A 13,531-nucleotide genomic window follows, 5' to 3' on the forward strand; every position below is an offset into this window, starting at 1 on the left:
GTGTTTATTATTATGTCTACAAAGTCTATTACGGGCACAGGCCTATTGTTGGCCGTAGCCTTATTGGCGCAAAGTTTACGCCTCATTTTCCCATTTATTCCTAATCAGGTGAGTATGTTCCTCATCGGTTCTATTACGTCCGCTACCTTTGTACTTGCCACATGGCGTTATGGTTGGAAAAATGGTCTCGTTATCGCTTGGATTGCTCCCGTAGTGGCACATTTACAGGGCATGTTGCCATTGCCACCGTTTATTTTGATTACGGGCCTTGGCACGACAGCCTATGTATTCGTAGCGCACTGGTTACAACATAAACCGAAGGTATTGCTTATTATCGTGGCGGCCTTGGTAAAAGCAGGTGTTCTCTTTGGTGGTTATTCTTTGTTCTTTTCACTATTCCAATTCCCACCAAAGATTGTAAACACAATGCTATTTGTATCTAGCTGGCCACAATTGGTGACATCGTCTTTAGGGATTCTTTTAGCTCTTCTCGTAACAAAACGGGTTAGATAAGGCACGATGATATTCTTTGTCATATATGCTAAAAAGGTGTTATCATATCCTGCGTAAATCAATTACAGTTTGTACTGTTTTGATATAGGATGTGATAACACCTTTTATGTATTGAATCGTTATTATTTTTTCTTCATAGATTTAAGAATAAAACCGCCTACAGATGCAGTAATGCCGAAACCTAATAGGGCCATACCGATAGTATGCATTAGAATGCTAGTTTGATTATTTTTGGAAATTTCTTGCGCTGCTTGCATCGCATTAGTAGCTTTTTTCATAACCTCTACATTATTTGCAGATGGATCTGGAATGATGAATAAGATTACAATGGCAATCACTAAACACACAATGCCAGCATATAACAAGTATTTTCCTCTTTGATTCATTTGTTCCATAATGTTCTCTCCTTGTATAGTACGAACCAAAATAAGTTTATTTATAGTTATTATATATTGTATTCACACAATTGTAAATTCACCACATCTGACCATAGAAATTATAGAGTTTACTATATACATAATTCGTGATTATAAAAGATGGTGCCATTCATTGTGATGGCACCATCTTTTATTTTGTATTGAGATATATACAGTTTTGTTTAATAAGTTGAGTGGATAAATAAGTAGTCGAATAGGAATTAGATTATAGATATGTATAAATCTTCATAATTCTTCATGAAGAGCGTTAAAAATATATTCTATAGAAAATAATCAGGTTAAAAAGTTTATAAAAACAGGAATAGTTTGAGTAGTAAAATACGCATAATATAAGATGATTTATAGTGCTAGTAATCTTTTATGTAAAATTTAATAATAAAGATAACATGAAGAATGCTGGATTTCTTTCATTTTATATACATGAAGAAATGATGAAAATACTGGTTGTGGTAAGGTGAGAAAATCGAATGTAGTGGTGGCCTAACATGGTGTTGCTTGTGAATGTTTATATTTTTTGATACACTCTTTTGCAACAAAACAATATAAAATATCTTTAAATTGTATTTTGAGGGGTATGATTGAAAGATAATGCATGTTTTTGTATTGTAAGTTGGTTTTATTTAAAAGAGGATGTTAAAATGAGAGAAAATAAGCGTTCCCAAAAATTTGCCATTGCTGCGTTGGCAGCTCTTGCGGCCCTTGGTATGAGTGTGGTACCAGCGAGTGCGGCTGCACCTGTTCAAGCTGGTACTAATAATACACTTACTGGTACCTTTGATTCTGTTGCTTTTGGTATGGATAATACTGTTTCCGCTGCAGACCATACATTCCGTGATCGTGTTAATGATAATGAACCAGACACTGCAACTCGTGTAAATAATACTTACGCGTCTGGTTCAGTAGCTATTGGTACTGGTAACACTGCAAGTGGTGATTCCGCTCTTGTTATTGGTAATAAGTCTAAAGCAACATTAAATGATGCTACTGCTATTGGTCATAGTGCTGAAGCAACTCGTGTTGGTACAGTTGCTATTGGTGCTCGTGCAATTGCTGGTGAATTTGTAGCAAATCCAAACGTTATCACTGATCCACAGGTAACTGCTTTGTATACACCTCGTCAAGATGGTGCAGACCGTGCCGTAGCTGTAGGTTATGAAACTCGTGCTGTAGGTTATAAATCTAATGCAATCGGTTCTAGTGCTTGGGCTTTAGATAACCACTCCACAGCAATTGGTTCCTCTGCAAAAGCTATAAAAGATCATTCTCAAGCATATGGTGCAGGTGCAGAAGCAACTGCAGTACGTGCGAATGCATTTGGTTCTGACTCTATGGCAAAGGCAGAATTCTCCATGGCTATGGGTGATCATGCGGAAGCAACACATACTAACTCCGTTGCTTTAGGTCACGAAGCTGTTACAAGTGCTGCAACAGCTGAAACTAGTGCAACTGTAGCAGGCCATACATATACTGGCTTTGCTGGTGTAGGTTCTGCTGCTAATGGTTCCGTATCTTTTGCTAAAGACAGCAATAGTGCACGTCAACTTAAAAATGTAGCGGCAGGTCAAATCTCTGCTACATCTACAGATGCTGTAAACGGTAGCCAATTGTACTCCGTAGCCAATGAATTACAAACTCAAATTAATAACTCCACACCTGGTGCAATTAATAATAATATTACTAACTTGACTAACCGTGTAGGCAATGTGGAACAACGTGTTAATAAAGTAGGTGCAGGTTCTGCTGCATTAGCTGCATTACATCCACTAGATTTCAACCCAGATGACAAATGGACTATAGCAGCTGGTTATGGTCATTACCATAATGCAAATGCTGGTGCATTAGGTGCTTACTACCGTCCAAACGAAGATACAATGTTCTCCGTTGGTGGTACAATCGGTACTGGTGAGACTCAATTAAATGCAGGCGTATCCATCCGTCTTGGTAAACGCTCTCCTGAATCTCGTTCCCGCGTAGCTATGGGTCGTGAAATTGCTGAATTAAACGCACGTCTTCAAGATATTGAAAACAAATATAATAACTTGTTACAAATCTTGAATCCACATGCAATCGATCCTAGCAAAACAGCTGAATTCCCAGATGTTCCTCGCAACCATTGGGCTTACCAATACATTAGCCAATTGGCTGGTAATGGTATCCTTGTTGGCTATCCTGATGGCACATTCAAAGGCGATGCGACTATGTCTCGTTATGAATTCGCAACTATGTTGTATCGTGCACTTCAAAATGGTGCTCCTATCGATGACAACATGCGTCGTGCAATGGATGAATTCGGTCCTGAATTACAAAACATCCGTCTTAACCACTTCCGCATCGATCGCATTGCTGGTGCTGACAATAATCGTCATAAAACTGAACGTGTTCGCGTTAACAACGAACCAGAAAACCAACGTGACGTATACGGGTCCCGTATTTACCAATAATTCTTTTATAATATAACTTCCCCTCGAGCTTGTGAAAGCTCTGAAAGCAGGATGTATCTTCTTGATACATCCTGTTTTTATTTTATATAAAACTTCATCTAATATTTATGTAAAAATATTGCATTTTGATACATGCAGGTGTATAATAATTTTCATCGACAAATAAATATACATAATTTATGAATAAAAATATAAATATGAGGGCAAGACAATGAAAGAATTTAGACAATTAACAGTAGCAGATACAGCAGAATATTATAAGGTTTTAATCGACGGTTATGCAGCTATCAAAGACTTTCCAATTACCTTTGATGCTATAGACTTTACGGAAGAAGAGTCAAAAGAGTGGATAGAAAATTATCCTGTATATGGCTTGTATATCGATGGGCAATTAGTAAGTTCCATTACATTTTGTATGCCTTGGGTTAAATATTCTACACCTGATAAATATCCACATATTGCACATTTTGTAACAGCGCCAGCTTTCAAAGGTAAAGGCTATGCGCGGGAAACACTAGGGTATGCAGAGGAACTATTGAAGAGTCAATTTAAGACTCATTCAGTTACGCTTGGTACTGCTAAAGAACATCCGTGGTTGCCTAAGATGTATGAGTCATTTGGTTTCAAAGCATATGATCAAGTTCATTTTAGAGGGAAACAACACACTACAGTATTGTTTAAAAAAGATTTGTTATAGTAACCGTATAGGCTTCTACGAGTATCTATAGGATACCTTAATATTACAACTATACCTTGCATATAAATTTAATTGATATATCAATCTATTTGGTTGAGTATTAAATAGGTTTAATGTGCAAGGTTTTCTTTTTTATTGCTTATGCAGGAGTTTGGCTATCAGATATCTAATATATACTATGTAGTGTATCTATGTGTCAGAAGCAGATCATAGATATTTTTTGAAAGGATGTGACACTATGTTAGTTTTGTCTGGTATTTTGGTGATGGTTATCGGTTTGATGCTTCGCTTTAATGCCTTGTTAGTTGTTGTTGCAGCAGGTTTTGCAACGGGTCTTGCAGCTGGCCTTAGCATAAATGATATCGTTGGTGCTATCGGTGAGGCTTTTATTAAAAATCGTTATATGTCATTATTTATTTTGATTTTGCCTGTAATTGGTATTATGGAACGTCATGGTTTGCGTGAACGAGCAGAAATTTTAATTGGTAAGATTCATGCCGCTACAGCAGGTCGCATTTTCATGATTTACCTATTTGTCCGTCAAGTGACAGTGGCATTAGGGATTAGTATGTCAGGTGTTGTAGCCATGGTTCGGCCACTCATTGCACCAATGAGTGAGGCCGCAGTAGCACAAGGTCGTCCTATCTCTCAACGTACACTTGATAAAATTCGTGGTGTAGCAGCGTCCTCTGATAACATAGGCAATTTCTTTGGTCAAAATTTATTTTTGGCTGCCGGTGGATTACTTTTAATTAAAGGCGTTATGGAGCAACTTGGTTATACTGTAGAACTTACCGATATGGTGCTTTATGGACTGCCAACAGCAATCTGTGCGTATGTAGTTAGCGTCATTCGTTTCTTTATCTTTGACAAAACAATTCAAGGCTATATGGCACAGGACGAAGCAGATATGAAAGCTGGTAAACTGGTACCTAATGAGCTAAATATTCTAGTAACACCAGAAGAACTAGAGAAGGAGGGGAAATAAAATGATGGAACTATTAAATCAAATGAAACCCTTAGATTATGTATACCTTCTCGTAGGGATTATTTTATTCATATTCTCGATTCTATCTTTTCTTGATAAAGAGCACAAACATCGTATTGGTACAGGATTATTCTGGCTTATATACAGTGTATCTTTTATTTTTGGATCCTACTTGTCTAAAGAAATCAATGGCTGGCTCGTAATGGTTATGGCCGGTATTGTTTTAATTAAACAACTGGGTAAAGGTGCTTACTTTGAATCCCCTATCGACTTTAAGAAACTTGAAGCGTTACGCATTGGTAATGTAATTTTCATTCCAGCGTTAATGGTAGGTATCATTACTTTTATTATTGGTTTCTTTACTAAACTCGGTGCTCTTGTAGGTCTTGCTATTGCAGCGATTTTCGCAATGCTCGCAGCCCTTTATATTACAAGAGCCAATGTTAAACAAGGTTTCCATGAAGGCCGTCGTCTTATCGATGCCATCGGTTGGACTGCTATTTTGTCCCAATTGTTAGCCGCTCTTGGCTATTTATTCAACCTTGCAGGGGTAGGCAAGATTATTTCTAGTGCTGTTGCAAGCGTTGTGCCTGCGGATAATGTATTCCTTATCGTTGTAGCCTATTGTATCGGTATGGCATTATTTACAATGATTATGGGTAATGCCTTTGCAGCATTTGCGATGATCACAAGTGCTATCGGCGTTCCTATGCTTGTAGTTGCTCATGGCGCTAACCCTGCTATCATTGGACCTATTGCGATGCTTGCTGGTTATTGTGGCACTTTGATGACACCTATGGCTGCGAACTTTAACATCGTTCCTGTAGCGCTTCTTGAAATGAAAGATGCGTACGGCGTTATTAAAGCACAAATTCCTGTTGCTGTAGTTATGCTTGTATTGAACATTTTATTAATGTACTATTTCCTTTAATCCATAAGTGTACACAACATCATTGTATGTTGTTATGAGGTACTAGAATGAAAACAATTTTAATTACAGGTTTTGATCCTTTTGGTGGTGAAAGTGTTAATCCTGCGTGGGAAGCAGTAAAAACAATGGAAGGCTATACAGATGGGGACTACAAGGTGATCACTCAAATGGTGCCAACCGTACGTTATAAATCTGTAGAAACTGCTATAGCAGCAGCTGAACAATGCAATCCTGATTTTATTCTCTGTGTAGGTCAAGCAGGTGGGCGCCCAGATATTACCATTGAACGGGTAGCCATTAACTGTGATGATTTCCGTATTCCGGACAATGCTGGCAACCAACCAGTTGATGAACCTGTTGTGGCCCATGGTCCAAGTGCATACTTTGCTACACTTCCTATCAAGGATATGGTGAATGCGTTGCACCAAGCAGGCGTTCCGGCAAAGGTGTCCAACACAGCGGGTACATTTGTATGTAATCACATTATGTATGGCGTATTGCACTATGCAGCTCAAAAGGGCGGTATCAAGGTGGGCTTTATGCACATTCCGTACTTGCCAGCACAAGTAGTGAATAAGCCAGATCAACCGAGTATGGCCGTTGAAACAGTACGTGCTACACTAGAAACAATCGTTCACGTATTGGCTCATGGTGAAAGCTACGAAGCACAAAACATTACATACACAACTCCACATGAATAAGGTGTTGTAGTTTGTTATATACTAAGAGGCTGTCAAATGACAGCCTCTTTTGCTATGTATGTAATTATTATTGTTTTGGTATATGAGGGTGAGTGAAATTAATATATTTTCCATCCAGTAGGTCTATAAAATAAGCCGCCCTTTGTTGGATATAGGATTCTAATAGATCTAATTTTTTATCTGTTAATATGTCAGATGGAAGGCGATTAAATGTAAAATCCAGTAATGGGGTTAACATAGATCGATGTGAGCCATGAAGATATAATTTTGCTAGTGTATCAAAGGAGAGACCCCAGAAACTTATATCTTTTATAGCGTTTAAATCTGAGTATTCATCGTCAGTTATATTGTAGAATAATGAATTGCCATGATCGAATAAAGGTGCAGGCCCCAGAATACGATTGCTTTTATTATCTATGAGAACACCAAAATTATTGAGGTGTCTATCAGTATTATGTATGAGCGCATCAAACACCATCATATCGGAAAATGGCATAATACCGTATAGGCTAGCTATATCGCATTGTTTATCATACAACATGAGTTCATCCCGAGATATCGCTTCATCTAAGAGCCCAGATATAGGCATATATCCAATCTGTTCTGACGTGAATAGAGGACACGCACTAACTAGTTGGTCATGGAATGTAGTGAGTTTATATTCCACATGTGCTAATCCCATAGCGGCCGCAATCTGGCTAGCATATACTTCACTGAGTGCCTCAAGTCCACCATTAGCGTAGCGAGGGGTTGACCCTTTGTATAAATAGATGACGTCATTTTCGCGATGCCAACACTTACGGAGCATACCATTCGTAGTGTACTCTGGTGTTGTAACAATTCCTTTTATGTGACTATCTTCGCCGGTGAAAGCAATACCTGCCACAATTTCGCTAAATGGATTGTTGTATAAATTAACATCTGACCATGAAACTGAAGAACTCATTGGTTTTACCCAGAACGTATCATTTAAGGATAGGCCGTAGGTTACATCTAAATACCGATAGGGATTTTCTGTGTCGGAAATAGCGTCTAATAAACTCTCGACGAATGTACGGTTATTTGGTACCTTACGCTGTAATAGCCAGTTTTTTAACCCTTTTACAGTAGGTTGCATATTCAATGGCAATGCCACATTATCTATGATTGTTAAATCGGTAATATTCATGTGAACTAATGTGGTTAAGTTGACAATCTCTTCATGCCTCTCGATGCGAAACTGCAACACAGGAACATCCTTGTTGAGTAATATATAGTCCATGAAAACCCTCCTTTCCTTTGTATTTTATATATGCTCATTATAGCATAAGAAAAAACTTTCTATGGATATAGTTGAAACTCAGCTTATCTGAGTTTATTAGCTTTTAGATTGGATGCTATAATAAACAATATAAAGTTGTTTATGGAGAGTAATGATAATGTATGAAATTGTAAATGAATCTAATTTAACAATAGCATTTGATATGGATACAGAGTTATCTCAATTTGGTGTGTTTGGCATATATATTAAACGGGGTTATAATATCTGTGCTGGGTACATTGACCCTAGTGACTGGTCAGGGATTCGTATTGGTTATAAAGAATTAGTTGACTTGTATGAAAACTGCAAAGGAGAAGCAACCTTTACATATATTCTGACGGGAGAAGGGGATACGCTAAAATTCTCGTTAGACCAAAAGGGTGTTTTGACAATGGATGTTAATATCTGTACCACTTGGAATTACAAATGTAATATGACGATTGAAAGTTTAGATCAAACGTATTTACCAAAATTCATTACATTTTTCAAGGAATTTTTAGAACGAGAGCCAAAATAAAAAGAGTCGCATCATTTGATGCGACTCTTTTTCTGTACCCAGTTTCTATATACAATTATTTTGTAACAACTTTAAGATCTACAGGAATTTTAGCTTCTACAGCTTCGCCTTTGATAACTTTTTGAGCTGTATCGATAGCGAGTTTACCCATTTGGTCTGGTTGTTGAGCAATTGTTGCAGCCAATGTGCCGTCTTTAACAGCTTTGTCTGCGTCAGCAGTACCGTCAAAGCCTACGATGAAGATTGTTTTGCCTGCGGATTTAGCTGCTTGGATAGCGCCCAATGCCATTTCGTCGTTATGAGCGAAGATAGCTTGTACGTCTGGGTTAGCTTGTAAGATATTTGTTGCTACGTTCAAACCTTTTGTGCGGTCGAAGTCAGCACTTTGTTTTGCTACTACTGTTAAGTCTTTGTCAGCTACGTTATGGAAACCTTGGCCGCGTTCACGAGTTGCGGAAGCACCAGGGATACCTTCGATTTCAGCTACTTTCGCAGCTTTGCCTACTTTATCAGCGATAAGTTGAGCTGCCATTTCGCCGCCTTTTACGTTATCGGAAGCGATGTGAGCTACTACTTTGCCTTTATCAGCAGAACGGTCAACAGTGATTACAGGAATGTTTTTAGCGTTTGCTGCTTCTACAGAAGTAGAGATAGCTGCAGAGTCTACAGGGTTGATGATCAATACGGAAACGCCACTTTCAAGCAAGTCGGAAATATCGTTTGCTTGTTTTGCAGGATCGTTTTGAGCATCAACGATTTTAACTTTAAGACCAAGCGCTTTAGCTTGAGCCTCAACGCCTTCCTTCATAGTTACGAAGAATGGGTTGTTCAATGTGGAAACAGAGAAGCCGATAGTGCCGGATTTTTTGTCGCCGCCGTTATCAGCGCTTTTACCACAGCCTGCTACAAGACCGATAACCATAACGGCCATCGCCAACAGTAACAATAGTTTTTTCATAGGAACCTCCTAGGCTTTCTTACGGTCTGCAAGAACAGCCAGTAAAATAACAATACCTTTTACAACTTGTTGATAGAAACTGGAAACGTCGAGAATATTTAACCCATTGTTGAGGGTACCGATAATTAGGGCACCAATTAATGTGCCAACGATATGACCACGACCACCAGCAAGGCTTGTACCGCCAAGAACTACTGCTGCGATAGCGTCAAGTTCGTAGCCTGCACCTGCTGTAGGTTGTGCAGAGTTAAGACGAGATGTAATGATTGCACCAGCGATACCACAGAGCATACCAGTCAAGGCATACACGAAGATTTTAACGCGGTCAATCTTGATACCAGCAATGTAACTTACCTTTTCGCTACCACCTACGGCGTATGTTTTACGGCCTAAGGATGTGCGGCTCAATACGAACCAGAGGATGATGAAAGCAAGGAACATTGTGATGGCTGGAACTGGAAGGCCTGCAATATCCCCTTGGCCAAAGCCGTGGAATAGAGGATCTTGAGTAAGACCGGAGATTGGGTTACCGTCTGTGAATACCAAAGTGGCACCACGGTAGATTGTCATGGTCGCCAAGGTAGCGATAAATGGAGCTACGCGGCCATAAGTAATAACGAGACCGTTAATACCGCCCAATACAAGACCAGCACCGGCAGCTAGCACGATAGCCAATACAGGGTCAGTACCTGTTACGATGAGGTTGGCCATCACTGCACTAGAGAGGGCAAGGATGGAACCAACGGATAAGTCGATACCGCCTGTTAAGATGACGAAGGTCATACCAAAGGCGATGATTGCATTGATGGATACTTGGCGTAATAAGTTACGCAAGTTAGAGAATTCAAGGAAACTGTCGTTCATGACAGAGATAATGATAAATAATAGGATGAGGCCGATGAGGGGGCCTAATTTTTTTACATATTGTAGAGCTTTGCTGTCCATTATTGTCCTCCTGTGGCTAATGTCATAATCGATTCTGGTGTTGCATCGCAGCGGTCCAAGATACCTGCTACGCGACCTTCATGAATGACCATAACGCGGTCGCTCATGCCTAGCACTTCAGGTAACTCAGAGGACACCATGATAATGGACACACCATCGTTCGTTAATTCGTTCATTAAATCATAAATATCACGTTTCGCACCGATATCGATACCGCGCGTCGGTTCGTCCATGATGATAATGGATGGCTTTTTACCAACCCATTTTGCGATAACCACCTTTTGTTGGTTACCACCGGATAGGGACGATGCCGGTTCGTGAATAGATTGTGTTTTAACGCCTAGCTTTTTAGACAATTCGTCAGCAAAGGAATTGAGCTTGCCCTTATCCAGCACATGAGATGGACAAATGTCGCCAAGGTTCGGCAATGTAATATTGGAACCGATGGAGAAATCGAGGATCAAGCCTTCGCTCTTTCTATTTTCTGTGATGAAAGCAATGCCAGCTTTGATGGCATCTTCTGGTTTTTTACAGTTGAGAACGGAGCCGTTAACTGTTACGGTACCGCCATTATGTTTATCTACGCCGAAGATGGCGCGCATGATTTCTGTACGGCCAGCGCCCATGAGACCTGCTACGCCGAGGATTTCGCCTTTGCGCAAGGAGAAGGAAATGTCGTTATCGAACCCTTCTGGTTTGAGGTTATCTACGCTCATCACAACTTCGCCAGGTGTTGTAGTACGAGCAGGGTAGAACTCATCGATAGAACGACCTACCATGTGGCGTACCACTTCATCTACAGAAATCTCTGCAGTTGGTTTTGTAATGATGGTGTGACCATCACGCATAACCGTGATGGTATCGCATTCGCTAAATACCTCTTCCATACGGTGAGAGATATATACGATAGCTACGCCGCGGGCTTTCATTTTGCGCATCATGTTAAACAATGTCGCCGTTTCACGCTCGGTGAGGGCTGCTGTCGGCTCGTCCATGATGACAACCTTGGCATCTAACATCAAGATACGAAGGATTTCCGTCATCTGTTGGTGACCGACGGAGCAAAGGCCTGCTTCCATTGTGAGCGGCAATTCGATTCCTAGTTCGCGGCATGTATTTTTTGCCTCAGAGAGCATCGCTTTTTTATCGAGCATACCGAATTTATTGCGCTTCGGTCTCATTAAATATAGATTTTCTAACAATGTTAGATTTGGCCAAATGTTGAGCTCTTGGTGGATGAAAGCTACACCGTTTAGCTCGGCCTCTCTCGGGTTCGGGAAGGTGCGCTCTACGCCGTCGATGGTGATTGTACCAGCATCTGCCTTGTGAATACCCGTAAGGATATTCATGAGGGTGGACTTGCCGGCGCCGTTTTCGCCCATCAAGGCGTGAACCTCGCCCTCCTTGAGGGTAATACTTACATCGCGTAGTACTTGGTTCGTACCAAATGCCTTTGCAATGCCTGACATAACAATTTCCATAACTACTCCTATATGATTGGTGAAAGTATCTCTTAATCTATTGCTCTAGGGACGATCGCTAAAAATACAATCGGCGCGCAAGATAATGTTGGCATACGGAGATGCTTCACCAGTTCTAATAATGCATTTGCATTGCTTTGTTGCTTCTTTGAAAGCTTCATGGCTCGTTTCAATCCATTCGTATTGATTGGATGGAAAGGTAGACTCCAAGAAGTCATACGCTTTAGGATTATGTTCCTTAATTTCTTTTGCCACATGAATCGCTTCGGATTTCATATGCTTAGCGATGATGGATACCACTTGCTCAAAGCTTGGTACACCAAAATCTAAGGCTAAGTCAATCTTTTGAATCCCTTCAGGTACTGGTAATCCGCAGTCGGAGATACAAATTGTATCTGTGTGACCTAAATCAGCAAATACCTTAGCGATATGGCTATTTAAAATGCCGTGTCGTTGCATGATAAACTCCTTTTTATCAATCAATAAATGAGGCTTTTTAGCCTCATTTATTGATTTGTTAAATTTACTATATAGAGGGCGAACGTATTCGTTGGTTGGCAAACTTTTGTTAGAACTGAATAGGACTTTCAAAGCGACTTTGGCCCTGCGGAGGCCGTAGGCCGAAGTCAGATTTGGCCGGTGGAGCTTTTAAAGTCCTATTCAGTTCGTTAATGCTTAGCCAAGAATGCGTCGACCTCATCCTTGGTAGGCATGCCACCTTGGGCGCCCAAACGTTGGATGGAGAGGGCCGCAGCTGCGTTACCGTAGTGCAATGCGTTGGCTAAGCTTTTACCATTGACGATAGCTGTTGCAAAGGCACCGTTGAAGGTATCGCCTGCGCCTGTTGTATCTACTGGTTCTACCTTGAAACCAGATACGGTGTGGATTTCGCCGTTGTCAGCATAGCCCACGCCTTTACTGCCAAGAGTAACGATGATTTTGTTTTCGTTTGCTAACAATGTTTCCTCTGTAGATTGGTTAGGGTAGAGCGCAGATAACTCATGCTCATTTGGCGTGATATAGGTTGCTAATTCTAACCATTCAGGATTGAGGTCCGCCGCTGGAGCCGGATTTAAGAGGACCTTTACATTAGCATTGTGACAACGACGAACGATATATTCGATAGTTGGAATAGGAATCTCGTTTTGTACCATTACAAGATCTGCTTGTTCGATACCAGACCAAGCATTATCGACGACAGATTGGTCCACCTTAGCATTAGCACCTGCAATAACAATAATACTGTTATCGCCTTCAGCTAACGTGATATGAGCAGTACCTGTTGTCGTATCTGGGACAGTGACGATATAGTCCGTATTGATATGATTTTTTTTGAGGTTATCCAAAATCATTTGTCCATATGCATCTCGACCGATGCAGCCTACCATAGTAACCTCTGCACCGAGACGAGCAGCAGCAACCGCTTGGTTGGCACCTTTGCCGCCGTGAGCGATGTGCAATTCGTTGCCCATAATGGTTTCGCCTGCAGTAGGGCGTTTGTCCGCAAGGACCACAATATCCATGTTGCAACTACCAATAACAACAATGCGATTCATATTAACTCCTTATATACCTATTAGTGTATCTTAATCTTATATTAGTATAGCGTAAATAACGCGGTT

General features: G+C 40.4%; 14 protein-coding genes. 7 read left to right on the top strand and 7 right to left on the bottom strand.

Going from position 1 to position 13,531, the window contains the following annotated elements:
- The first annotated feature begins 12 nt into the window (after positions 1 to 12).
- A complete protein-coding gene (locus tag VEI_RS00800; protein WP_059361283.1) occupies positions 13 to 513 on the top strand; it encodes an ECF transporter S component in 501 nt (166 codons plus the stop codon).
- A gap of 122 nt (positions 514 to 635) precedes the next feature.
- Here the strand turns inward: VEI_RS00800 and VEI_RS00805 are convergent, their stop codons facing one another.
- Positions 636 to 908, bottom strand: coding sequence for a hypothetical protein (locus tag VEI_RS00805; RefSeq protein WP_059361288.1), 273 nt, complete (start codon positions 906 to 908; stop codon positions 636 to 638).
- Between the two features lie 680 nt (positions 909 to 1,588).
- Between VEI_RS00805 and VEI_RS00810 the strand changes: the two genes are divergently transcribed.
- The 5 genes from VEI_RS00810 to pcp all read left to right on the top strand — a co-directional run bounded on the left by VEI_RS00810 (position 1,589) and on the right by pcp (position 6,708).
- A complete protein-coding gene (locus tag VEI_RS00810) occupies positions 1,589 to 3,391 on the top strand; it encodes an S-layer homology domain-containing protein (protein ID WP_059361290.1) in 1,803 nt (600 codons plus the stop codon).
- Between the two features lie 211 nt (positions 3,392 to 3,602).
- Entirely contained in the window at positions 3,603 to 4,088 is a 486-nt protein-coding gene (locus VEI_RS00815) for a GNAT family N-acetyltransferase (protein ID WP_059361293.1), read from the top strand.
- Between the two features lie 238 nt (positions 4,089 to 4,326).
- Positions 4,327 to 5,076, top strand: coding sequence for a DUF969 domain-containing protein (locus VEI_RS00820; protein ID WP_059361295.1), 750 nt, complete (start codon positions 4,327 to 4,329; stop codon positions 5,074 to 5,076).
- Between the two features lies 1 nt (position 5,077).
- Positions 5,078 to 6,007 (top strand): DUF979 domain-containing protein, encoded by a 930-nt coding sequence (locus tag VEI_RS00825; protein WP_059361297.1) that lies wholly within the window; start codon positions 5,078 to 5,080, stop codon positions 6,005 to 6,007.
- Positions 6,008 to 6,054: 47 nt separating this feature from the next.
- Positions 6,055 to 6,708, top strand: coding sequence for a pyroglutamyl-peptidase I (gene pcp, locus VEI_RS00830; RefSeq protein ID WP_059361299.1), 654 nt, complete (start codon positions 6,055 to 6,057; stop codon positions 6,706 to 6,708).
- 67 nt (positions 6,709 to 6,775) lie between these two features.
- Here pcp and VEI_RS00835 read toward each other — a convergent pair whose 3' ends face one another.
- Positions 6,776 to 7,969, bottom strand: a complete 1,194-nt coding sequence (locus tag VEI_RS00835; protein ID WP_059361301.1) for a HipA domain-containing protein — start codon at positions 7,967 to 7,969, stop codon at positions 6,776 to 6,778.
- Positions 7,970 to 8,126: 157 nt separating this feature from the next.
- Here VEI_RS00835 and VEI_RS00840 point away from each other — a divergent pair, with 157 nt between their 5' ends.
- A complete protein-coding gene (locus VEI_RS00840) occupies positions 8,127 to 8,525 on the top strand; it encodes a hypothetical protein (protein ID WP_059361305.1) in 399 nt (132 codons plus the stop codon).
- A gap of 55 nt (positions 8,526 to 8,580) precedes the next feature.
- On the opposite strand, the gene rbsB is transcribed toward VEI_RS00840, so the two are convergent.
- The 5 genes from rbsB to rbsK all read right to left on the bottom strand — a co-directional run bounded on the left by rbsB (position 8,581) and on the right by rbsK (position 13,465).
- Entirely contained in the window at positions 8,581 to 9,483 is a 903-nt protein-coding gene (gene rbsB / locus VEI_RS00845; RefSeq protein WP_059361307.1) for a ribose ABC transporter substrate-binding protein RbsB, read from the bottom strand.
- A gap of 9 nt (positions 9,484 to 9,492) precedes the next feature.
- A complete protein-coding gene (locus VEI_RS00850) occupies positions 9,493 to 10,428 on the bottom strand; it encodes an ABC transporter permease (RefSeq protein ID WP_004697939.1) in 936 nt (311 codons plus the stop codon).
- A complete protein-coding gene (locus VEI_RS00855; protein WP_059361309.1) occupies positions 10,428 to 11,909 on the bottom strand; it encodes a sugar ABC transporter ATP-binding protein in 1,482 nt (493 codons plus the stop codon). Before VEI_RS00855 ends, VEI_RS00850 begins: the two co-directional genes overlap by 1 nt.
- 45 nt (positions 11,910 to 11,954) lie before the next feature.
- Positions 11,955 to 12,368, bottom strand: a complete 414-nt coding sequence (gene rbsD, locus VEI_RS00860) for a D-ribose pyranase (protein WP_059361311.1) — start codon at positions 12,366 to 12,368, stop codon at positions 11,955 to 11,957.
- Positions 12,369 to 12,577: 209 nt separating this feature from the next.
- On the bottom strand, positions 12,578 to 13,465 hold the full coding sequence (gene rbsK / locus VEI_RS00865; protein WP_059361313.1) for a ribokinase: 888 nt from the start codon (positions 13,463 to 13,465) through the stop codon (positions 12,578 to 12,580).
- Positions 13,466 to 13,531: the final 66 nt, after the last annotated feature.

Origin of the sequence: Veillonella tobetsuensis, assembly GCF_001078375.1 — a bacterium.
Lineage (GTDB): Bacteria > Bacillota > Negativicutes > Veillonellales > Veillonellaceae > Veillonella > Veillonella tobetsuensis.

What these genes read in the sequence shown, in the direction of transcription:
- VEI_RS00800 (WP_059361283.1), top strand. Translation starts at nt 13, where the DNA reads ATGTCTACAAAGTCTATTACGGGCACAGGCCTATTGTTGGCCGTAGCC.
- VEI_RS00805 (WP_059361288.1), bottom strand. Translation starts at nt 908, where the DNA reads ATGGAACAAATGAATCAAAGAGGAAAATACTTGTTATATGCTGGCATT.
- VEI_RS00810 (WP_059361290.1), top strand. Translation starts at nt 1,589, where the DNA reads ATGAGAGAAAATAAGCGTTCCCAAAAATTTGCCATTGCTGCGTTGGCA.
- VEI_RS00815 (WP_059361293.1), top strand. Translation starts at nt 3,603, where the DNA reads ATGAAAGAATTTAGACAATTAACAGTAGCAGATACAGCAGAATATTAT.
- VEI_RS00820 (WP_059361295.1), top strand. Translation starts at nt 4,327, where the DNA reads ATGTTAGTTTTGTCTGGTATTTTGGTGATGGTTATCGGTTTGATGCTT.
- VEI_RS00825 (WP_059361297.1), top strand. Translation starts at nt 5,078, where the DNA reads ATGATGGAACTATTAAATCAAATGAAACCCTTAGATTATGTATACCTT.
- pcp (WP_059361299.1), top strand. Translation starts at nt 6,055, where the DNA reads ATGAAAACAATTTTAATTACAGGTTTTGATCCTTTTGGTGGTGAAAGT.
- VEI_RS00835 (WP_059361301.1), bottom strand. Translation starts at nt 7,969, where the DNA reads ATGGACTATATATTACTCAACAAGGATGTTCCTGTGTTGCAGTTTCGC.
- VEI_RS00840 (WP_059361305.1), top strand. Translation starts at nt 8,127, where the DNA reads ATGTATGAAATTGTAAATGAATCTAATTTAACAATAGCATTTGATATG.
- rbsB (WP_059361307.1), bottom strand. Translation starts at nt 9,483, where the DNA reads ATGAAAAAACTATTGTTACTGTTGGCGATGGCCGTTATGGTTATCGGT.
- VEI_RS00850 (WP_004697939.1), bottom strand. Translation starts at nt 10,428, where the DNA reads ATGGACAGCAAAGCTCTACAATATGTAAAAAAATTAGGCCCCCTCATC.
- VEI_RS00855 (WP_059361309.1), bottom strand. Translation starts at nt 11,909, where the DNA reads ATGGAAATTGTTATGTCAGGCATTGCAAAGGCATTTGGTACGAACCAA.
- rbsD (WP_059361311.1), bottom strand. Translation starts at nt 12,368, where the DNA reads ATGCAACGACACGGCATTTTAAATAGCCATATCGCTAAGGTATTTGCT.
- rbsK (WP_059361313.1), bottom strand. Translation starts at nt 13,465, where the DNA reads ATGAATCGCATTGTTGTTATTGGTAGTTGCAACATGGATATTGTGGTC.